24 protein-coding genes are annotated in these 21,422 nt (G+C 50.9%); 15 read left to right on the forward strand and 9 right to left on the reverse strand.

Going from position 1 to position 21,422, the window contains the following annotated elements; all coding sequences use genetic code 11:
* Positions 1-3 precede the first annotated feature (3 nt).
* A complete protein-coding gene (locus IPG80_RS19635) occupies positions 4-1,152 on the reverse strand; it encodes an ROK family transcriptional regulator (RefSeq protein ID WP_345110723.1) in 1,149 nt (382 codons plus the stop codon).
* A gap of 186 nt (positions 1,153-1,338) precedes the next feature.
* On the opposite strand from IPG80_RS19635, the gene IPG80_RS19640 reads away from it, so the two are divergent.
* From IPG80_RS19640 to IPG80_RS19690, 11 genes are all read left to right on the forward strand, one after another.
* Entirely contained in the window at positions 1,339-2,028 is a 690-nt protein-coding gene (locus IPG80_RS19640; RefSeq protein WP_345110726.1) for a DUF6796 family protein, read from the forward strand.
* Between the two features lie 7 nt (positions 2,029-2,035).
* A complete protein-coding gene (locus IPG80_RS19645; RefSeq protein ID WP_345110729.1) occupies positions 2,036-2,701 on the forward strand; it encodes a metal-dependent transcriptional regulator in 666 nt (221 codons plus the stop codon).
* A 31-nt stretch (positions 2,702-2,732) separates the two neighbouring features.
* A complete protein-coding gene (locus IPG80_RS19650) occupies positions 2,733-3,332 on the forward strand; it encodes an isoprenylcysteine carboxylmethyltransferase family protein (protein WP_345110732.1) in 600 nt (199 codons plus the stop codon).
* 3 nt (positions 3,333-3,335) lie between these two features.
* A complete protein-coding gene (locus tag IPG80_RS19655) occupies positions 3,336-4,343 on the forward strand; it encodes a FeoA domain-containing protein (RefSeq protein ID WP_345110735.1) in 1,008 nt (335 codons plus the stop codon).
* Positions 4,344-4,402: 59 nt separating this feature from the next.
* On the forward strand, positions 4,403-5,239 hold the full coding sequence (locus IPG80_RS19660) for a FeoB small GTPase domain-containing protein (RefSeq protein WP_345110738.1): 837 nt from the start codon (positions 4,403-4,405) through the stop codon (positions 5,237-5,239).
* 3 nt (positions 5,240-5,242) lie between these two features.
* A complete protein-coding gene (locus IPG80_RS19665) occupies positions 5,243-6,646 on the forward strand; it encodes a nucleoside recognition domain-containing protein (RefSeq protein WP_345110741.1) in 1,404 nt (467 codons plus the stop codon).
* A gap of 269 nt (positions 6,647-6,915) precedes the next feature.
* Positions 6,916-7,599 (forward strand): hypothetical protein, encoded by a 684-nt coding sequence (locus IPG80_RS19670; RefSeq protein WP_345110744.1) that lies wholly within the window; start codon positions 6,916-6,918, stop codon positions 7,597-7,599.
* Positions 7,600-7,680: 81 nt separating this feature from the next.
* Positions 7,681-7,971, forward strand: coding sequence for a metalloregulator ArsR/SmtB family transcription factor (locus IPG80_RS19675; protein ID WP_345110746.1), 291 nt, complete (start codon positions 7,681-7,683; stop codon positions 7,969-7,971).
* A gap of 2 nt (positions 7,972-7,973) precedes the next feature.
* A complete protein-coding gene (locus IPG80_RS19680; protein ID WP_345110749.1) occupies positions 7,974-8,909 on the forward strand; it encodes a cation diffusion facilitator family transporter in 936 nt (311 codons plus the stop codon).
* Between the two features lie 8 nt (positions 8,910-8,917).
* On the forward strand, positions 8,918-11,005 hold the full coding sequence (locus tag IPG80_RS19685; RefSeq protein ID WP_345110751.1) for a cation-translocating P-type ATPase: 2,088 nt from the start codon (positions 8,918-8,920) through the stop codon (positions 11,003-11,005).
* A gap of 78 nt (positions 11,006-11,083) precedes the next feature.
* Positions 11,084-11,923, forward strand: a complete 840-nt coding sequence (locus tag IPG80_RS19690) for an isocitrate lyase/phosphoenolpyruvate mutase family protein (protein ID WP_345110754.1) — start codon at positions 11,084-11,086, stop codon at positions 11,921-11,923.
* 44 nt (positions 11,924-11,967) lie between these two features.
* Here the strand turns inward: IPG80_RS19690 and IPG80_RS19695 are convergent, their stop codons facing one another.
* From IPG80_RS19695 to IPG80_RS19710, 4 genes are all read right to left on the reverse strand, one after another.
* Entirely contained in the window at positions 11,968-12,471 is a 504-nt protein-coding gene (locus tag IPG80_RS19695) for a hypothetical protein (RefSeq protein ID WP_345110757.1), read from the reverse strand.
* Between the two features lie 160 nt (positions 12,472-12,631).
* On the reverse strand, positions 12,632-12,889 hold the full coding sequence (locus IPG80_RS19700; RefSeq protein ID WP_345110760.1) for a DUF4404 family protein: 258 nt from the start codon (positions 12,887-12,889) through the stop codon (positions 12,632-12,634).
* Between the two features lie 89 nt (positions 12,890-12,978).
* Complete coding sequence (locus IPG80_RS19705) at positions 12,979-13,239, reverse strand: hypothetical protein (RefSeq protein WP_345110762.1); 261 nt, start codon at positions 13,237-13,239, stop codon at positions 12,979-12,981.
* Between the two features lie 34 nt (positions 13,240-13,273).
* On the reverse strand, positions 13,274-13,807 hold the full coding sequence (locus tag IPG80_RS19710; protein WP_345110764.1) for a hypothetical protein: 534 nt from the start codon (positions 13,805-13,807) through the stop codon (positions 13,274-13,276).
* A 142-nt stretch (positions 13,808-13,949) separates the two neighbouring features.
* On the opposite strand from IPG80_RS19710, the gene IPG80_RS19715 reads away from it, so the two are divergent.
* On the forward strand, positions 13,950-14,453 hold the full coding sequence (locus IPG80_RS19715) for a hypothetical protein (protein WP_345110767.1): 504 nt from the start codon (positions 13,950-13,952) through the stop codon (positions 14,451-14,453).
* A gap of 65 nt (positions 14,454-14,518) precedes the next feature.
* On the opposite strand, the gene IPG80_RS19720 is transcribed toward IPG80_RS19715, so the two are convergent.
* Complete coding sequence (locus tag IPG80_RS19720; protein ID WP_345110770.1) at positions 14,519-15,475, reverse strand: alpha/beta fold hydrolase; 957 nt, start codon at positions 15,473-15,475, stop codon at positions 14,519-14,521.
* Positions 15,476-15,800: 325 nt separating this feature from the next.
* Here IPG80_RS19720 and IPG80_RS19725 point away from each other — a divergent pair, with 325 nt between their 5' ends.
* From IPG80_RS19725 to IPG80_RS19735, 3 genes are read left to right on the forward strand one after another with little or no spacing between them, the layout of a single operon-like run.
* The gene (locus tag IPG80_RS19725) at positions 15,801-16,007 is read left to right on the forward strand and encodes a DUF559 domain-containing protein (RefSeq protein WP_345111099.1); all 207 of its coding nucleotides are present in this window, start codon (positions 15,801-15,803) and stop codon (positions 16,005-16,007) included.
* Positions 15,974-16,087, forward strand: a complete 114-nt coding sequence (locus tag IPG80_RS19730) for a hypothetical protein (RefSeq protein WP_345111096.1) — start codon at positions 15,974-15,976, stop codon at positions 16,085-16,087. The genes IPG80_RS19725 and IPG80_RS19730 overlap by 34 nt, the downstream gene beginning before the upstream one ends.
* Entirely contained in the window at positions 16,084-16,194 is a 111-nt protein-coding gene (locus IPG80_RS19735) for a DUF559 domain-containing protein (RefSeq protein WP_345110773.1), read from the forward strand. Before IPG80_RS19730 ends, IPG80_RS19735 begins: the two co-directional genes overlap by 4 nt.
* Positions 16,195-16,253: 59 nt before the next feature.
* Here the strand turns inward: IPG80_RS19735 and IPG80_RS19740 are convergent, their stop codons facing one another.
* The 3 genes from IPG80_RS19740 to nrdR form a co-directional block, all read right to left on the reverse strand.
* The gene (locus tag IPG80_RS19740; RefSeq protein WP_345110776.1) at positions 16,254-16,622 is read right to left on the reverse strand and encodes a DUF1801 domain-containing protein; all 369 of its coding nucleotides are present in this window, start codon (positions 16,620-16,622) and stop codon (positions 16,254-16,256) included.
* Between the two features lie 99 nt (positions 16,623-16,721).
* Positions 16,722-20,546, reverse strand: coding sequence for an LAGLIDADG family homing endonuclease (locus IPG80_RS19745; RefSeq protein ID WP_345110779.1), 3,825 nt, complete (start codon positions 20,544-20,546; stop codon positions 16,722-16,724).
* Positions 20,547-20,800: 254 nt separating this feature from the next.
* The gene (nrdR, locus tag IPG80_RS19750) at positions 20,801-21,250 is read right to left on the reverse strand and encodes a transcriptional regulator NrdR (RefSeq protein ID WP_345110782.1); all 450 of its coding nucleotides are present in this window, start codon (positions 21,248-21,250) and stop codon (positions 20,801-20,803) included.
* Positions 21,251-21,422: the final 172 nt, after the last annotated feature.

Raw genomic sequence — 21,422 nt, forward strand, 5'->3', positions numbered from 1 at the left:
AAATTAATTTTCCTGTGAAAATAAAAGGGAATAATCATCCAACAACAGAAACGCCGAAGCTCCGAGAATACAGGCGCGATAATCGAGCGTACCGAATTCGAGTTGCGTGCTTTCAGAAAGGCGCGCCAATGCCGCATTGCGCATGGATGTGTTCACTTCATCCATCCAGGCAGAGCCAAAACGGGTCATATCGCCGGTTAGAACGATCTTTTGAATATTAAGTGTGCCTATCAAATTTGCGAGCGAAACGCCAAGATATCGAGCTGCCTTCAAGACAGTCGCCTGCGCCTTTACATCCCCATTTTCAAAAGCAGATTGAGCCTGCTCCAATGTTTTCAATTTCAAACTACCGAGTACTGCACGCGCGCTGGAAATCGTTTCAAGACAGCCATATTTTCCACAGCGGCACAATTCGCCGCCCTCCTGCACCACCACATGACCGATCTCACCTGCGCCGCCGCCATCCCCTTGAAATAGCCGTCCGTTCACAAAGATGCCTGCACCAATACCATGCTTAACATTAACCACGATCAGGTTATCGTCGCTTGAATGATCACCACCGTACACATACTCTCCAATTGCAGTTGCCTGACTATCGTTCAACACAGAAACAGGCACTTTGTATTTTTTTTCCAATAATTGCCCGAGCGGCAGGTTTTGCCATTCCAAATTGACGGCATTCACCACCACCCCTTCGCGAGTGTTGACCAAGCCAGGCGTCCCCACCCCAATTCCAACAATGGGTGTGATCTTTTTCTTCATCAATTGATCAATGATCTGATAGACAAGGTCGAGAGCGGTCTTACCGTCGTCACCTGAGACGGGTACTTCCAACATCTCTTTGATCTCCCCGCGTAAATTCAAAATAGCACCAATAAATTTATCCTGCGCAAGGTTTAACCCGATCAAATATCGTGCATCCGCCACAACGCTCAACAAGATCGGCGTTTTCCCGCCGATCGATTCGCCTCTGCCAACTTCCTGCACCAAACCTTCTTCCAACAAACCATTAACCACATCTGAAACGGTCGTACGGGTCAGGTTGGTAACGCGCGCAACCTCTGCGCGGCTGATAGACTCGTTTGCAAAGATGGTATGCAAAACGAGGTCGCGATTATGCTGTTTGGTTTGCTGATGAGTAGCTTTTTTCATGGTATGAACCTAAATTGTCTACACGCAAAGCACGAAGGTCAACTGCACAACTTTGTAAATTCACTGTACTAACAAAGTCAGTATACAGATTTCACTACCAAGAGTCAAGCCCGAATCTCTTGACATTTTTTAGGGCATAATATAAAATAATTTAGGCATGACTAAATTTTACAAGGCAAGCTTCGTATGGATTTGATCCCTCTTAATCTTATTGGTATTCTGGCATTCACTGGCGCGGGGATATACGCAATTGGCGATGTGCTTTTACTCGCTGCAAAAGTTTCTTTAGGCGATTACCCAAAGCTCAAACCTTTTGCGCAATTACTTTCAGGCTCAGAGAAGATGCTCGTACTCTCCCCCATCCGCTTGATGTGGGGCGCATTGATCGGAGTCTTTATGACGCCATTGATCCTGCTCGGGTTCTGGCAAACATACCAGGGTTTGAGCAATGTAAATGTCTGGGTTGCACTGGCAGTTTTTGGTTTATTCGGGTGCGCCACAATCATCGGAACGTTCGTTCATGGTTCATTCTACTATTTGGGTGAATATATCCATGCCCTGAACGACGTCCACGAAGATTCGCAGGCGATCATTGCAGGGATGATCGAACGCCATAAAAAAGTTTTGATCGCTACGTATGCCCCCTTATTGAGCTTTATTGTCATCGCCTCTATTCTTTTTTCGATCCTGGTTGCATCGGGAAAGACCGCCTTCCCGGTCTGGATGACAGGCGTTACTCCACTAACGATGACATTCGTCTGGTTACTCGTCAAACGCATCCTTCCGAAATTCGTCCGCGAACGGACGGAAGGGGCAGGTTTCAATATCGCATACATGGCTTTCTTCGCCTGCACCACCCTCTCTCTTTGGAAATAACACATTGATGAAACAATCCACCTCTACTCAAGATTATCTCAAACGCATTTATGAATTGACCGAGTGCGGCAAACTCGCCAGCACCAATGACCTGGCACGCGAACTCAACATCAAACCAGCTTCCGTGACAGGCATGATCCAAAAACTGGCAGCCGAAAAGCCGGCTCTTGTCGAATACCAGAAGCATCAAGGTGTGACCCTTACAGCAGCGGGAAAACGAGCCGCACTCGAAGTCATTCGTCATCACCGCCTGCTTGAAACCTGGCTCGTACAAACTCTTGGGTATTCCTGGGACGAAGTCCACGAGGAGGCAGAGCGATTGGAACACTTCATTTCAGAAGATTTCGAACGACGCATTGCTGCCGCGCTCGGCAATCCGCTACGCGACCCGCATGGCGAATTGATCCCAACTGAAGATTTAAAGATGCCTGTGGACGAATCCACTTCCCTGTCATCGCTGCGACCCAATCACATCGCAACCATCCTGCGTGTCGCTTCGCAAGACCCGAAGCTGCTTCGTCATCTCGACAGCCTCGGGCTCACTCCAGGCACTCAACTTGAGGTCATAGACTACTCCACATTCGACAATAACCTGACCATAAAAATCGGCAAGCGATCCAATGTACTCGGGCTGAACATTACGACCAAGATATTTGTGGAGATCAACAAATAAGTCTGATTTTATAAATAGAAAGGTAATTCAAATGAAAGAAATGATCTTTAGAATTCTGGCTGCTCTGATCTTTTTTACCGGTGTAGGTATTTCAATTTATTTTCGCCGGAAAGCGGATCGCGAAACTGGGGAAACGCTCTCTCGCAAAGAGGATGGCATCCCTACAATGACCATCATTCGCATTAGCGGACTGGCTCTGTGGGTAAGCCCACTGGTTTTTCTCATCAACCCTCAATGGATGATATGGTCCAAAGCGTATATCCCTGATTGGATGCGGTGGTTTGGTGTCGGCATTGGCATCCTCGTGGTGTGTGGGATTTACTGGCTATTCACAAGCATAGGCAACGGCATCACCCCTGTCAGCACAACCAGAAAACAGCATAAACTCGTTACGAACGGAATTTACCGCTGGGTGCGGCATCCGCTATATACCATTGGGTCATCCTTATTTATCGCTTTTGGGATGATGGCTGACAACTGGTTCATTGCACTACTGGGCATTCTGGCATTCGTCGGAATGGCAATTCGTACCCCGAAAGAGGAAGCGAATCTCATCGAAAAATTTGGCGATGAATATCGCGAATACATGAAACGCACCGGAAAATTCTTACCCAAATTAGGGAACCGATAAGTTATGAATTCAAGCACATATTGGCTAATCGCACTTACCATCCTGATCATTACCATCTTTCTTCCACGGATCGGGTTGATCGCGATCTACCGCACATGGCGTGCCTCACAAGAACGCGAACAGGTAGAAGATGCGCTCAAACATCTTTTAGACCGCGAGAATCAAGGCAGACACGCAACACCTGAATCCATCGGCGGGACATTGGACCTGCCTCGCGACAAAGTGACCCGCCTTGTCGAACACATGGAAGCGCAAGGTTTACTCGAATCGCAAGGCAACGAACTGCATCTTACCGCCCAAGGTGAACGCTGGGCGTTGCATATCGTCCGCGCCCACCGTTTGTGGGAACGTTATCTCGCTGATGAAGCCCGCATGCCGCTCAGCAAGATCCATAGCGAAGCACAGAAGCGTGAACATACTCTAACCGAAGCACAGCTCAACGAGCTCGACGCCGCACTGGGTCACCCCACCCGCGACCCGCACGGAGACCCCATCCCCACCCGGGAGGGAAAACTAAATCGAGCAGAGGGCATGTCCATCACCGCATGGCGTGAAGATCATCCAGCCCGGATCGTTCATTTGGAGGATGAACCCGCCCTGGCGTATCAACAAATTTTGGCTACCGGGTTACGCCTCGGACAGGATATCCGCATCATCGAGCGAAATCAGAACCGCTATATTTTGAGCGATGGTGAAAGTGAATACCGTCTTGCACCCGCAGTGGCATCCAACATCTTCGTTTCAGCATTACCTGAAAGTGAAATGCTGAAACGCGAAGCCATCCCTCTGGCGGAACTGGCACATGATCAACGCGCTCAGATCGTCACCCTCGACGACTCGGTGCAAGGCTTCACGCGCCGCCGCTTTCTAGACTTGGGGCTGACTCCCGGCACGACGATCTACCCAGAGCTGACAAATTTCTTCGGAGAACCGCGCGCCTACCGCGTGCGTGGAACCATGATTGCCCTACGGAATGATCAGGCTTCCCAAATATGGGTGAAACCGATCTAATTGTTATTGTGAGAAAGGCTTTAGCCCGACGAAACAATGACAGAAATTGAGAGAAAAAAATGACAAATACAAAAATAAACCTTCCCACAGAACATTGTGAAACCTGCCCTGCCTTTACTCAGCTTGAACAAATGGGCATCAAAGTCGGTGATTTTGAGCGCGTCGTTGCATTGGCTGGCAACCCGAACACGGGTAAATCCACATTATTCAACGCCTTAACCGGGCTCAAACAACACACAGGCAACTGGCCCGGCAAGACCGTCACCCGTGCCGAAGGTGGATATCAGTTCAATAACATCAAATACAAACTAGTGGACCTGCCCGGAACCTACTCGCTTTTATCTGCCAGCCAGGATGAGGAAGTAGCGCGCGATTTCATTCTCTTTGGTCAACCCAGTTGCACCATTGTAGTGACCGATGCCACCGCACTCGAACGTAACTTAAACCTGGTCATGCAGGTCATGGAAATCACAGACAAAGTAGTTGTCGCTGTCAACTTAATGGATGAAGCCCACCGCAAAGGAATTGAAGTGGATACTCGCAGCCTGGCCCGCGATCTTGGCGTTCCTGCCATTCCCATCACAGCCCGCACGGGAGATGGCGTAGCAACATTGCTTTCCACCATTTCTGATGTGATCGAGGGCAATATCCTTGTAAAGCCACGCCGGGTGGAGGGTACGCTTGAATTTCAAAAAGCAGTCAACGAACTTGTACCCATGATCGAAAGCATGGCACCGGGCATCCCGAACGCCCGCTGGCTGGCGATCCGTTTGCTGGACGGCGACGCCCGCGTGCAAAACGCAATCACCAGCGGCGAGCTCGGAGATATTGTCTCCCGCCAAAGCCGCGCCGATGTTCAATTCAGCAAAAAGATGTCTGTGGAAGGGAGGCAATAAAGCATGGAAAACAATGTTACTCCCTACGACATCATCAACAAGGCAGAAGCCCTGCGCAACAATCTGTCCACCGGGTTCCGCGATGAGATCGTCAAATCCATTTACAGCGAAGCAGAGACCATTGCACAGCGTGCTGTAAAAACCGCCACCAATAAAAAATATGACCTCGACCAAAAAATAGACCGGCTCGTCACCTCACCTTGGACGGGCCTGCCTATCATGGTCATGCTGCTCGGCATCATCATCTGGCTGACCGTCTCCGGCGCGAACGTGGTTTCAGAAGCGATCGCCACCGTACTTTTTGGTCTGGGCGATATTGGAAGGAATTTCTTCAACTCGCTTGGGTTCATCCCTTGGTGGGTTACCGGCTTCATTTGGGATGGCGTCTATCTGGGTCTTGCCTGGGTCATCAGTGTCATGCTCCCACCGATGATGATCTTCTTCCCCGCATTCACCTTCCTTGAAGACCTCGGCTACCTGCCACGTGTTGCCTTTAACCTCGACTGGCTTTTCAAAAAGACCGGCGCCCACGGCAAACAATCGTTGACCATGGCAATGGGTTTCGGCTGCAATGCGGCTGGCGTGGTTGCGACTCGCGTGATCGACTCGCCGCGAGAGCGGCTGATCGCCATCCTGACCAATAACTTCGTTCCCTGCAACGGGCGCTTCCCGACCTTAATTATGCTTGCCACGGTCTTCGTAGCCTCATCCTTCCCCGCAGCGTTGACTTCCTTCGTCGCCGCTGGAACAGTTGTCGGCGTGGTTTTGATCGGCGTTGGGTTCACATTTCTGATGTCGTGGTTGCTATCGCGCACGGTGCTCAAAGGCGAAGCATCCGCATTTACGCTTGAATTACCGCCTTATCGAAAACCCAACGTTGGACGGATCCTTTATACATCCATTATTGACCGCACGATCTTTGTCCTTTGGCGTGCCATGCAGACCGCAGCACCTGCCGGTGCCATCATCTGGATACTGGCAAACATCCCGTATGGAGATGTCAACCTGGCCCGCGCCATAGCAGATTGGCTCAACCCGTTCGGCTTGCTGCTCGGACTCGATGGCGTGATCCTGCTGGCATATATCATCGCAATCCCAGCCAATGAGATCGTCGTCCCAACCATGATGATGGTTTACATGGGCGCAGGCATGATGATCAACGGACCTTCCTCAAACAGCGCGATCTTCGACCTGCTCGTTAATGGCAACGGCTGGACCATGTTAACTGCCATCAATCTAATGCTGTTTGCGCTGCTTCATAATCCGTGTGCAACGACCGTTATTACGATCTACAAAGAAACCAAATCATGGAAGTGGGCGACTGTAAGTGTGGTAATCACGCTCGGCACGGCATTTCTGGTGACCTTTCTCACCGCAAGCTTTGCAAGATTAATGGGCTGGGTGTGATCGGTGTAAACTAAAAAGAAAGTCATCTAAAGTAGTCAGTTAAAAAATAATTAAAATTCCGTCATTGTGAGTCGCGCCTTTTGCGGCAATGCGATCTCATGACTTGAGGGCAAGATTGCATTGCCGGGAAGTGCGCTCCCCTTGCAATGACGATGTTCTTTTTTAAATTTATTTCGATCGGCTACTTAGAAGAAAGTTTTTATCCCCTCTTTGTCTTATTGCGTCTTCACCGATAAAAAGCTAAAGTAATACTACAAGGAGAACACAATATGAAGCAACTGATTTGGACCGGTTTATTAATATTCGTAATAGGTACATGCATCATTGGGTGCGGACCGGCAACAATGGCGTCTTCCAGCTTTGCTGGTACATGGACAACAAATCTCGGGACGGTCAACTTTATTCAAAATGGAGATAAACTCACCGGGAACATAGCAGGGTATGGCGGCTTTTGGAATGAGACCTTTAGCGGGTCGATCAACGAAAACGGTGAAGCTTTTTTCGAAACGGAAGTATTGGGCAGTTTCACTCTCGTCGCTGAAGGCGAGAATAACTTTAAATCCACCTCAACTGAATTATCATTCTGCGGTGTTCGAGGCGAAAACATGGAACTCCCGGCAGGTTGCGGCTTTAGCGGAAAATGGAACTCCCGCTCTGAACTACGTGAAGATGAAGGCTACCTGCTCCTCACTCAAACCGGCGAAACTGTAACCGGCGACCTGTACAATATTATGGGCGAGAAATACGAAACCTTCACCGGCACTGTGGAATGGGGCAAGGGCTGGCGCGCGAATGGAACCACCAAGCAGCGCGGAAACCTCTCACTTTGGATCAATAGCTCCGAAACCGGCTTTGAACTTATGTATGGCGATAGCGGCAACCCACAGAAACTCTGCGCCGTTCGTGATGGGCTTGCCAGCGCATATCTTTTCAGCTACACCTGCGAATCGTAACGTACTAGACCCTGTCAAAGCTCATATTGACAGGGTCTTTTTTGAGGAGTAATATATGAACACTTGCTCATATATTCAACCATGAAACTCACCGAACTCAAAGCCATCAAACTTGCAGAACTTTTTAGCGCGCTCAGCGACGCCAGCCGCATCCGCATCATTGCCCAACTCATGGACGGGGAAATGAACGTCCGCGCACTTGCCGACGGACTTGGCATGACCGAATCCGCTGTCTCCCATCAACTGCGTGGATTGCGCCAGATGCACCTCGTCCGTGCTAGAAAATCGGGCAGGCAGGTCTTCTACTCCATCGACGACGACCATGTCTCACGCTTGTTCACGCTGGGCTACGATCACGTTCAACACGGATGACCATGCATACTCATTCTCATACACATTCCCATATTGGTGATCTCACCACACAAACGACCAAACGACTTACCCTCTCATTAATCCTCACCGCCGCTTTCGTAATTATTGAAGTAACTGCCGGTATCTTCGGCAACAGTCTCGCCCTACTGACAGATGCTGCGCACAACTTCACCGATGTCATCGCACTGGGATTAAGTTGGTATGCGCTGCGCATTGCCTTGAAACCCGCCCATGCCGGTAAGACTTTTGGCTATCATCGCGTAGGAATTCTCGTCGCCCTCGTCAACTCTACGACCTTGATCCTGATCGCATTCGGCATCTTCTTCGAAGCCTACCACCGCTTCATCACCCCACCCGAGGTTGATTCAGCCCTTCTGATCGGAGTGGGTACAGTGGCATTTATCATCAACCTTGTCACAGCGTTGATGGTCAAAGAAGGCAGCGAACACGACCTAAACATGCGCAGCGCATTCCTTCACCTGATGGGAGATGTCGTATCCACACTTGGAGCGGTCATTGCAGGCATCATCATCGCCTTCACAAATTGGAACTGGCTTGACCCGTTCGTCAGTGTGCTCATCGGCGCGTTCATTCTATATAACGCCTGGGGCATCCTCCGGCAGACTATCCACATCCTGCTCGAAAGCACTCCTGAAAACATCAACATGGATAGCATGGTTACAGACCTTTGCAATGTAAACGGTGTTTTAGGTGTTCACGACCTGCACGTCTGGAGCATCAGCGAAAATTTACGCATGCTTTCCGCCCATGTGGTTATTAATAATATTTCCATCGGTGAAGGTGTAACCATTCAACACAATATCAATGAACTACTTGCCCATCACTACAACATCCAGCATGCCACTTTACAAATGGAGTGTGAAGACTGCGACAAAGGATTACTCTACTGCGAGATCCGCGAGCATCAGCACGTTTAGGAATTTAAATGGACCAACTACAGACCGTCGAGATCCCGATCACCGGCATGGATTGCACAGAGTGCACTCAACATGTCCAAAAAGCCATTTCTGGCGTAAGCGGCGTGCAAAAAGTGGACGTTTTTCTGTCATCTGAAAAAGCCATCGTACAGTTGAACCCGTCCGTCACAAAAATGGATGAAATTCGTACTGCTGTAAAAAATGCCGGGTATTCTATCGCTTCAAAGGACGAAGAGGCAAAAACACCCAATGCCGCACTCACAGACTTTTCTCGGCGCATGTTCACGGCATTCGGGCTTGCCTTTGGTGCGGTCATCATTGTCGTTGTCCTCGGTGAATGGCTGGGGCTGCTGGAAGGGCTGACAAGACTCGTCCCCTTCCCTGTTGGAGTTACGCTCGTGTTACTTGGCGGCGCACCGATCTTTCTAAACGTCATTCGCGCCGCGTTCAATAGACAGATCATTGCACATACCCTCATGAGCATTGGCGCAGTCGCTGCGCTCCTTGTCGGTGAATGGACCACAGCGATGGTCGTCATCTTCTTTATGCACATCGGCGGCTACACCGAACGTCTCACTGCCGAAGGGGCGCGCCGCGCAGTGAAAGATTTAACAGCGCTGGCTCCGCAAACCGCACGCGTTGAAAAAGATAATGAAGAGAAAGAAATCCCCGTCTCAGAAGTTCAACTGAATGATATCGTCATCATCCGCCCAGGCGAAAAGATCCCTGTGGATGGAGAGGTCATCGCCGGTCACGCAGCAGTGGACCAATCATCAGTGACAGGAGAGTCAATGCCGGTGGAAGCAGGCATCGGGTCGCAGGTACGAGGCGCGACCATAGTAAAGCAGGGTACGCTCAAAGTACGTACCCAAGCCGTGGGAGCACAGTCCATGTTCGGGCGTGTCATCAAAATGGTCGAAGAAGCCGAAGCGCACCGTGCCGACGTGCAGCAGTTCGCCGACAAATTCAGCGCATATTACCTGCCGGTTGTGGCAGGCATCGCCGCACTCACGTTTTTATTCACACACGATCCGCTCGCCACCGCAGCGGTGTTGCTTGTTGCATGTTCATGCACTATTGCGCTTGCCACACCTATTGCCATGCTTGCCACCATTGGTTCCAACGCAAAGCGCGGCGTACTCATCAAAGGCGGCAAGTATCTCGAAATCCTCGCACGCGCCGATATTTTATTGATCGACAAGACCGGGACGTTGACACTGGGCAAGCCGGTCGTGACGGATATCATTGTATTGAATGCCATGGACGAACGAACGCTTCTTTCCTACGCCGCCTCTGCTGACCGTTACTCTGAGCATCTCTTTGCTGATGCCCTGCGCCGGGCTGCGAATGAACGCGATGTGAAATTAAGTGAAGTGACCAACTTCGAATCGATCACCGGCATGGGAGTGCGTGCGACAATTGACGGAATACGAGTCGCCGTTGGTCGCCCGATACTCACGGATGCATCTATGCCGCCGCAAGCAAAAGAACTTGAGGCACAAGGCAAAACAGTTCTGTTCGTTTCACTAAATAACACACTCGCAGGGCTCATCGCCGCCTCAGACACACTGCGAAGCGAAGTGCCAGAGGCATTGCAGGACGTAAAACGCCTAGGCATTAAAAAGATAGAATTATTGACCGGTGATAATGAACACACGGCGTCTTCTCTCGCGAATTCGTTAAACATTTCTTATCGCGCCAACCTGCTTCCCGAAGATAAGATCCGCATCGTCAAGGAATATCAGTCTTTGGGACATATCGTGGTTATGGCTGGCGATGGTATCAACGACGCGCCCGCGCTTGCCCAGGCTGATATTGGCATTGCCATGAAAGCAGGTTCCGACATCGCCATTGAAGCGGCACATATCACCCTGTTGCGCGAAGATTGGATGCTAATTCCGCAGGTCATTACCGCCGCCAAACGGACCATGCGGGTGGTGAAAGGCAACCTTGGCTTCACCGCCGCATATAACATCATCGGTTTACTGCTGGCTGCATTTGGTTTTCTCCCACCCATGCTTGCTGCTGCATTACAATCCATCCCAGATCTGGGAATTCTCGGCAACTCTGCGCGGTTGTTGAAAAACGAAAAATAAACTCGCCACGAAGAACACAGCGTCACAAAGAAGAACTGCGTGCTCTCTGTGGATAATTCTACTTATAGGACAATGCCCATGTCTCAAGCTGCTAAAGCACAAGAACTTTTATCTCTGCACAACAACGGCAAACTACTCATCCTTCCCAATGTCTGGAATCCAATCGGTGCGCGGATGTTGGAGAGAAAAGGATTCAGTGCAGTCGCCACTGCCAGTGCTGCCATCGCTGAATCCCTGGGGTACAGTGATGGAGAGCAGATCAAGCTGGAAACAATGCTGGAAATGATCACAAGGATCGTCCGCAGTGTGAACATCCCCGTCACCGCAGATTTTGAGGCGGGATATTCAGACTCGATCGAAGGTTTACAGGAAAATATTTCACGCCTGCTTGACACGGGTGCAGTCGGCTTGAATTTTGAAGATAGCTGGGATGATAGCGCTCACCTACGCACGATCCCTGAACAAGTGGAGCGCATCAAAGCCGTCCGTGAAGCAGCAGATCGAAAGGGTGTTCACCTTGTGATCAATGCCCGAGCCGATAGTTTCTTCGCGGAGGGCTTCTCCTCAGATGAAGAGCGCCTCGAAGATGTCATCACCCGCCTCAATGCTTATACAGCCGCAGGCGCTGATTCTGTCTACCCGGTTGGGCGCGGCGACAAAGAGACACTCACTATCCTGCGCAAACGGCTCTCTGCGCCCATCAATGTGCTTGCCACAGCGAAGACCGCCAGCTTGAAGCAACTTCAAGAACTTGGCATCAACCGCGTGAGTTTCGGTCCGTATATCTTCCGCTCGTTGCTGGCAAAAATGTCCGCAATGCAAGATGAGATAATGAACATGGGTGGTTACGAAATCGTCATGGACGGGATCTGGTCAGGCGGCGATGTGAAAAAATATTTGAAAGAAGGAAAAGAATAACAAAAAAGAGACGGCAAATGCCGTCTCTTTTTTGTTGCTATTGATTACGGGTTGGTCTGCTGATTCTGCCAGCGTCCACCCATCATACCGCCGCCACCATTCATCATCCCATGGCTGCCCGTCTGTCCCTGCGGACCGGCACCGGTGCAATCACCTGTACCCATGCCGCCCTGACCACTTCCATGAGACAACATCCGGTCTGCCTGCTCCTGCGTGATGACATTTGCCGTCACAGCTGCATTCACAGCTGCCGAACGGACTTCCGTCATAACTGCAGGAAATTCCTCAGCGGTTACACCAGCAGAGAGAGCGATATCATACATGGTCTCGCCAGCTGCGAGGCGGGTATTTATGTCATTCACGTTCATTTCAAGCTTTTTAGCGAACTCGATCACCATAAAGGTATGCATGGGACCTTCCCCATTGCGCATGGGACCTTGTCCATTATAAGGCGGCGTTACGTCCTGGGCGAACACTACACCCGCTCCAATACCCATGACTGCCACGGCTGCCAAAACTAATGCTACGATCAAAATTGTCTTTTTCATGACTAACTCCTTTTCTCTTTCGAACTTACAAACATTAGTTTACAACCCGCATATAAAGGATCTGTAAAGAAAAGGTAGAGGTCAGATGAAGAATTCCGCTCATCACAGAATAAAAAAGCCTGCCATGAAGGGATTTTTTCATGGCAGGCATGGGTTTCTTTCAAATTCCGGCGTTACTTAGGATGGTGGAAACCTCTGAAAGTAAGGTGGTGAGCGTTGGATGTTCCACCTCGAACTGTTCCACCGCGTCTTGCATTCGCTCAAGGATGGATGGGGTTTCGACTTCCGCTTTCTTCAGCAGGGACTGCACATCCTGCTCCAGATCTTGCAAAAGCTTGAGGCTGTCGGCATCCACTTTGTCCACTTTTTGGAGCTCGGCATGGACTTGTTCCAGAAGTACGTCGAGTTTGTCGGTCATGGGGTTGGCTCCTTTCGAGGGCTGGTTACACTTTCATTGTACATCCAAATTCCCTCACGCCTCCAGTGAAGAACGTCACCGAGTTGCGATTAAGAAAGGATTTCCTTCTCAGCCTGTTCGACCTCGGTGTAGATCCTCTTGACTTCCTCTTTCATTTCAAGGGAAACACCCGCGGTCTGCGGGATGAATTTGACCATATCCTTTGCCTGCCGCATCAGGTCGCGGATATCGGCAATGTAGGAGAAATCGTTCTTGCCGAGTCCCTCCGTCGGGACGGGCAGGGCTCGGGCTTGCTGGAGCAATTTACGGGCGCGGATGATGCGCTCTGCGGCAGGGATGAGTTTTGCCATGTTGTTTATTCTCTATTCTTTTTTGAAAAAGGTATTATTTTTCGATGCTAAAGCCATGCATCAAGACCGAGTTGACCACGCCCCAACGCCCCTGAATGGGCTTGAAGTCCTTATCGAATTGATACGTGATAATAGAGTTTTCAAGAGGGACAAAAGTGCGCAAGGCAAAATCAGGCGGATTATCATCTTCTGAAAAGATAGTGCCTTCAATTGTGAAAGCCCCTGCGTACAAGAGGGATTTGAAAGGCGTGACATAATTCACCCAGGCTTCTGCCATGATATCTTCAGTAATAGGGTCGTCGGATAGGATGGCGATGACCTTCACAAAAGAAGGTAAACGCCACTGTGTGAACGTGCGCGCCGGGGTGTTGATCTTCCCAAGTGGTTTGACGTATGCATCTTTGAGAATGAGAGCTCCGCCGGTGGGGTCATCCACTTCAGAGTCATATGCGGCGTAAAAGATGGATAATTCCGGGTCGTCCCAGGCTTCGATGAGATATTCATCAGTGACAATCGTAATGCGAATCGGGTTTCGCGGAGTTTCTGGCTCTTTTTTTCCAAAAAACATTTTGCCTCCTGTTTGGTTGAATAGGACAATTATAGCCCTGTGGGCAGGTTCCCCAATCGCCTAAATGGGGGATGTCTGCCGGGATGTACCAACAACCTTCCCCGCTATAATCATTGAAATTCATTTTATAAAGGAAAACATCATGGGACTCTTTGGGTTTGGCAAGAAAGCAAATAAGAATGTGCCAGTGCTTACAACAGACGAAGTGCGGGCAAGACTCTTGGGCTTGAACCGCGAGACGGCTCCGTACCAGATCATTGATGGTGCTGCCGAAAACGTGGATTTGATCGCCGAGTGGAAGATCGTGGACGCAAAATGGTTTCAACTGTTCGGGAAGGCGAACATCACCAAGGTCTTCCGCATTTTTATGAAGTTCGATGCGGAAAAGAACGAAGTGCGTGCCAAAGACGAGGAATATGAGGTCGAATGGCACTCTGGTGTGCCACGCCTTTCGATCTCGGTCTCGAAGTTCCAGGGGCAGATGACTTCCGTGGAGTTCGGCGCAGCATATGCCTTTACTGAGGAGTTGAAGCCGGGCGTGGTCTATAACTATCGCTTCAGCACGAATGAGATCAAGAAACCCATTCAAGAAGCAGTAGCTGCCAGCGGTTGGAATTACAAAGGTGTGGCATTCGGCAAGTTGTAAGAATTAATTTTATAGATCAAAGTAATTTAAGTTACAGTCACCTCACACGTGACTGTAACTTTTTTTTACATCATCAGTGTGGATAAAATCTTCTTCTGATACCAGACCCTGCCAGATAAAGTTTCGAAAAAGCCGTTGTGCCCGCCGTGAGGGTGGACGATGAGTTCGGTGGTGGGACTGAGTTTGAGGTCGTAGAAATCTTCGACGGGGATGATGGGGTCGTCTTGGGCGGTGATGAGAGTGGTCGGGACGTTGAGAGTTGTGAGCGCATCACCAAGGAGGGTGTACTGGCGGAAATAGTCACGCATGACCGGGTACTCGCTGTAATGCTGAAGCATCCATTCGGTCATGGCGGTGATAGTTTCTAATTTGAAGCCTTCATCGAAATCGTAAAGATGCGGGTAGAGACTTTGCTTTTTGAGCAGGGAACGAGACCAGCCGCGACGAAAGTGCTTTTGCAGCATGGGATGTTGATCGATGGCATACGTGGATTTTTCAGGGTCGAGGACGGGACTGATGCTGAAGATGTGCTTGAGGTTGGGAATGGGGTGTACCGCGCATTTGCGTGCGACCCGCAAGGCGAAGTTGCCGCCCATCGAAAAGCCGAGGAGGTGGAAAGGCTTACTGGTTTCGTACCCTGCCACGGCTTGGACGGAGGCGAAGACTTCATCCAATAAGATGGCGTAGAACAGACCGGTGTTGAGGTGATGCGTGTCGCCGTGGTCGCGGTAGTTGAGTCGAAAGACGGAGTAGCCGTGTTCGTAGAGGAATTTGCCGGTGCGCAAGACATACGCGGAGTTGACACTGCCCTCCCAGCCGTGCAAGAGCATGACCACGCCTTTTGCCTGCGCGTGTGGGGAGTAGAAGCCTTGCAAGGTGACGTTGGGAATGGGGTTGAGCAGCACTTCGCGCGCGGCGTTGAGCATGGGGTTGTTACGCTTGGTGCCGAGTTTATTGCTGGCAAGCATGGTTTGGACGAAAGCGTTGCGTAGATAGAAGGGCGGGTTGAAAGCTTGACTCATAAGGCGGGGATTCTATCGCTCTGCGGGCGGGGTTGTCAATTAGATAAAAAGAGGTGACAGGTCTGCGGGTATAATCGCAAAAAGTGATTTTATTCTTGAGTACTATAAGAATCATTCGCCAACCTAAATGGCAATCTAGCCCCCTCCGCCCCTAGCGGGGCACCTACCCTAAAGGGCACGCGTCCCCCGTCCAAAGAGCATGGACAGGGGAGGACAGAACTTTATGATTTTTAGAAAACTCAAAGTTATGTTCCAACTTAGAATTATGTCCTCCCCCAATTGTGCTCTCCAATTGGGGGAGGTGTCCGAAGGACGGAGGGGCAAAATGTCCTACACATCCACATCCAAGATCCGCAAGAATGCCAAAGAGTTGCGCAAGAATCTAACACCCGCCGAAGAAAAACTTTGGGTACATCTGCGCGGGCATCGCAACTTGTCCCGATGTTTTTCGGGATGGGCGATGTCCATTTTAGAAAGCAGCACGCCATCAGCAACTATATCGTCGATTTCTGCGCTCCAAGCCAGAAGCTGATCATTGAACTGGATGGTACTTCCTACGGTCGCAACATTTGGAAAAGGATGAATACGACAAAGAATGCACCGCCTTCTTGAACTCAAAAGGCTATAAAGTTTTGAGGTTTTGGAATAACGATGTAATGAACAATATAGAACGGGTCCTCACCGTAATTTGGGACGTTCTAAAACCAGCAGATGAATAACAAAAAAACCTCCTGTTTTAGTAAGGAGGTCTTTCTCTTTTTTCACTTACACACTTTCTCTAACACACCTGCCCCTTCGACCTCGCGGTCGCCTTCAACATACTTTCCACCACGGCAAAGTCTACGCGCTCGGGCTTCGAGTAGCGGATGCAGCCCTTGCCGTGCGAGATGCCCGTCCCTTTCAGTTGGTCGGCGTGGGCGTTCATCACGTCCGTGCGCAGGATGTAGAGGGCGATGAAATTCTTTTGGCTGGCAAAGCCCACTTCCGCAACGTTGTCCCTGCGGTAATTGGGCATGCCGTACTCCATGGTTTCTTTGAAGCCTTTGAGATGCTTGCGGCACAAGGCGCGAAGTTTCTTGAGGACGGCAAGGCGTTCTTGCGGCACTTCAAGCAGATACTCGGTCACGGTCTTGGCATCACTTTGCATGGATTTCCTCTATAACATAGGGGCGGACCCCCACCCAGCCTCCCCAAATACGACGGTACTTCTGTCGTATTTGGGGGAGGTACCGTTAGGCGGAGGGGGCTAACACTCACTATAGCCGCAGGCATAGCACTTGCGGCAGCCTTCTTCATTGATGACGGCAGCTTCACCGCATTCGGGGCAAATGTCACCGATCTTCATTTTAGGAGTGCTTTCAGCAGGCGCGTGGCTTCCGCCGTTCGATTTGACTTCCTCAACAGCAATCCCTTCTTTGGCGTTCAGGTAGCCTTCAAGCACCTGACCAATGCCGTCGGGCAGGGAGCGCACACGGTTAATACCAAAGCCCAATGAACGTCCGCCGCCGATGCCGATCAGCTGAACCACGACTTCGCGCAGTCTGTCCACGGGGGCGATGGGCGACGCCATGCGCAGAATGTACGAGATCAAACGTCCGATCGCCTCAGAGACAGCGGCAATTTCAGAGCCCGCCTTGGCAGTGTTAATGAACGCCTCAAAGGGCTGGTCGCCGCCATTTTCGTTGATGGTAATGAACGCCTTGCCTACGGGAGTGTCAATGCTGTGCGTGCGTCCAGTCAACGCCTTGGGGCGCGGCTTCTTGGTGCCGTGCCAAATGGTCGGCGCGGCAGAGGCTTGGGCGGCGGCAACAGGCGCAGGTGCAGCAAGAGCCGGTGCTTCCTTCTTTTCGGCAGTGGCTTTCGTCTCCAACACCACCTTGTCGCGTGAGCCGGTCACATAGACGGTGATGCCCTTGCAGCCAAGTTCCCAGGCAAGCTGATACGCGATCGCCACGTCACCTTCGGTGGCGCCTTCAGAAAAGTTGACGGTCTTCGAAAGTGAATTGTCCACAAAGGCTTGCAGCGCGCCTTGCATGCGTACATGCTCCTCGGCGGTCACATCACCCGAGACCACAAAGGTATCGCGGATGCGCTGAGGCAGTTCGGGGATATGCTGGCAGGTTCCCTGGCTCATCACTTGCTCCACGATCTCCTGACGCTTCTCTTCACCCAAACCAAGTTTCTTAAGCGCTTCATCGAAGCGCGGGCTGGCGTACGTTAATTTCAAGTCCTTGCCGTTATCGTTCACGTGGCGGATATATGCCAACGCGAAGACGGGTTCGCAGCCATAGCCTTCGCAGCCAGCCACAGTGGCGATGGTGCCGGTCGGCGCAACAGTGGTCTGCGCGGCATTGCGAATGCCATGCTCTTTGATGTTCTTGACCACCGCATCCCACTTAACCTCGGGTCTGCCCCAGTTATGCTCGTAGCTGACCAGTGATTTGGGCGCTTCCCATTTCATATCATCCATATCGTAAATGGAGCCCTGAATGGCAGGGAACGGTCCACGCTCCTGGGCAAGCTCAATGCTCGTCACCATGGAGTGATAGCGCACGAACTCCATTACCTGCGCACCGAATTCCTGACCCTCCTTCGAGCCGTAACGCACGCCCACATGGTACATCAGGTCGGCAAGCCCCATAATGCCAAGCCCGATACGGCGGGCGCGATGTGCGGCTTCTTTCAATTGCGGCACTGCAGGCACATATGCATTGGCTTCCACCACATCATCGAGGAAACGCGTAGCAGTCACAACCGATTTGCGCAGGGTTTCCCAATCCACGCTGCCATCGAGTCCACAATGCTCGTTGAGGTTCACCGAACCCAAACAGCAGTTCTCATACGGTCCAAGCCATTGCTCACCACATTGGTGTGCCACAACACCATTGGCGATCACGCTATGTGTCTGCATTTCAGTCAGGTCATACACATTGGCGAAGCCCGCATCTTCGATTGAAGCAATGGTGGTTTGGAAGTTCTCTGAATTTGAATTACGAGATTTTCCGCTGATGAATTCTTCAACCTTGCTTTGTTTGGAAGCATCGAGGAATCCAATCATTTCAGTAAACGCATCACGGTTCACCTTATCCAGCAGCAATTCGTAATCTGCATGGGTAAAGTATTCCTTCGATCCACCTTTTCCATCAGGCAAAGCACGGAAACCATCTGAACGGCGCTTGTGAATTCGGCTGACAATACCGAAGTTCTGAAGCAGCATTTGGACGTCCTGCAACAATTCAAGAGACGCGCTAGCCAGACGGATCGAACAGGATTTCTTGAAGGAAGAAACATTTACTGTCCCATCTGCAGTGAATAAACCCTGCAGGAAGCCGATCACCACTTCACGGGGAGCGCTCCAAATGGAAGCAGGCACACGTTTTTCATGAGCACGTGCATGTAAAACACCCAGCGACTCGAAGAACATATAAGGCAGCCTGCCATAGGTCAACTGGCGCACAGAGCCGTGTTCATGCAAATGCCCTGCTCCAAAATACGCCTGCATGGTTTCATGAACAACATTTAGCAATTCATCGCTTTCGTAGTTGAAGACCATACCCACCGGAGAATTGCTCGTTGGGCTAAGCCATCCATCCCCTACCAATGTGCCGAGAACAACACCCAACTCATGAGACCATTGGTTTGGTAATTTGGAGTACTGCTCTGTAAAATCTGAACGTGTGGTTGTATGACCGGAAGCATGGTCGCCGCCGTGTGCCATGACCGACATTTTTTGACGCATCACTTCCACATTGGGAAGTTCGTAATCTCGGCTCCAAACTCCTTCACCAGATTGCAAGAACAACTCATCGCCTTCTTTGAGATCACCCAATTCCACATACCCACGATCTGCTGTCAGGAATTTATGATCAGGTGTAGCAGTAACTGAATAGCCGTGTTTGGTAGTCATCCTCAAGACACGAGAATTTTCTCTTGTCATCCAGGCAGGTGAAGAAACGCGATAGGCAACGCCCAAATCCTCCCCAGCGTTGCCATGCCCACCCAGCGGCGCACGCAAATCAGTAGCCACCATAAAATTTGCGCCAGACTCGGCAAGTTCTTGAATGGTGAGCAAGCCCAGGTCGGTAGCCACACGAGTCGAGCCAATAAAACACGGGTTCGTCGCTTCAAGCGGATACAAATGCGGCACAGGGTTATGTCGGTTCGCCGCATCGAGGAACAACACACCCGGCTCGCCATTGTGATGCGCCTGTTTGACGATCTTATTGAACAACTCGCGCGCATTGACCTTCTTGTACACGTTGATCTTAATGCCCGCGGCTTCGGCTTGCTCGAGCGTGCCATTGAAGCCTTTCTGCTTCATTTCAACGATATCAGGGAAGCGCAGTTCCCATTCCTTGTCTTCCTTTACAGCCTGCATGAAGGCATCGGTAATGCCTACAGAAATATTGAAGTTGGTAATTGAGTTCTCGTTGATCTTACAGGTAATAAACTCTTCCACATCCGGGTGATCCACACGCAGCACCGCCATGTTCGCACCGCGGCGGGTTCCGCCCTGAGCGATCTCGCCAAAGGCGTGGTCATACACGCGCAAAAAGCCAACCGGACCGGTCGCCTGCCCGGCAGAGGTCAAGACCATGGTGCCATGCGGGCGCAAACGTGAGAAGGAGAATCCATTGCCGCCGCCTGTCTGCTGGATCAGGGCAGCGTCACGCAAAGTTTGAAAAATACCCGCGCTGTGCCGTCCCATATCGTCGGTAATGGGCAGGACGAAACACGCAGCGAGCTGCCCCAACGGCGTGCCAGCACCGGTAAAAGTTGGGGAGTTCGGAAAGAATTTCTTGCTCGAAAGCAGGTGGTAATACTCAACGGTGCGGGCTTGCACATCCGCGCCCCATTGTTCTTCGACCTTGGCAACATGATGCGCCACACGCCAGAACATCTCTTCCACGTTCTCGGCAGGCTTGCCATCGTCGCCGCGGCGCACATAGCGCTTCATCAACACCTGGCGGGCGTTATCCGTCAGGGTTGCACCGGGCAATCCCTTTTTCATGGGCGGCGTGGGCAGCAAACCGTTCTTGACTATTTTTGTTTCAGCAGATTTTGTTACCATATTGGATACTCCTGTAAAGTTTATTCATTATCGCGGGTCTTGCACCGCGTGATTCACTATTTATGTCATCCTGAGGGAGCGTGCTCTTCGCAACCGACACATGCACCGCGCTGCGGATGCAGTGCTGGTGAGGATCTCTACTCCCGCAAGAAATCTTGCTGGTCTAGGTAGAGATGCTTCGCTATCGCTCAGCATGACAGTAATCACAGATACAAAAAGACAAAGACACTCCCCCCTTGAGGGTCTTTGCCTAATTAATCTTCTAAAAGCTGGTCGATCTCTGTACGAATAGACTGGAGGTCGTCCAATCCCAGGTACACGATCGCATAGCGGACGTATGCGATCTGGTCCACTTCCTTCAGGGTTTCCATCACCAAGTCTCCCACCACACGTGAAGAGATCTCAGCTTTACCCAGTTTTTGTAATTTCACTTCCACCTGCCCGATCATGCGCTCAATATCTGCAGCCGAAACAGGTCGCTTCGCACAAGAAATACGGATGCCCCGCGCCATCTTTTCACGGTCAAATTCCTCGCGGTTGCCGTCCTGCTTGATGATGAGCGGGGTGGCAAGGATCGGGCGCTCGTAACTACTGAAGCGCTGGCGGCATTTCAGACACTCCCGCCGACGGCGAATCCCACCGTGGCTGTCGTGAGAGGTGTCCAGCACCTTCGAGTCATGATGTTTACAATACGGACAACGCATCCGAAATAGGCTCCATTATTAGAACAGATGACCTAGCCATATATGGGCGTAAAAGCTCTGCATCCCCGTATATATGCCTAATGTGTTCGGCATTTTAGCACCTAGCCGGATGATTGACAAGTGGCACTTTGGTTTTTGCAATCTTAAAATATTGACTCGATTCCCCATTAGA

The sequence above is a fragment of the Candidatus Villigracilis vicinus genome, assembly GCF_016702885.1.
In the GTDB taxonomy this organism is placed as follows: domain Bacteria; phylum Chloroflexota; class Anaerolineae; order Anaerolineales; family Villigracilaceae; genus Villigracilis; species Villigracilis vicinus.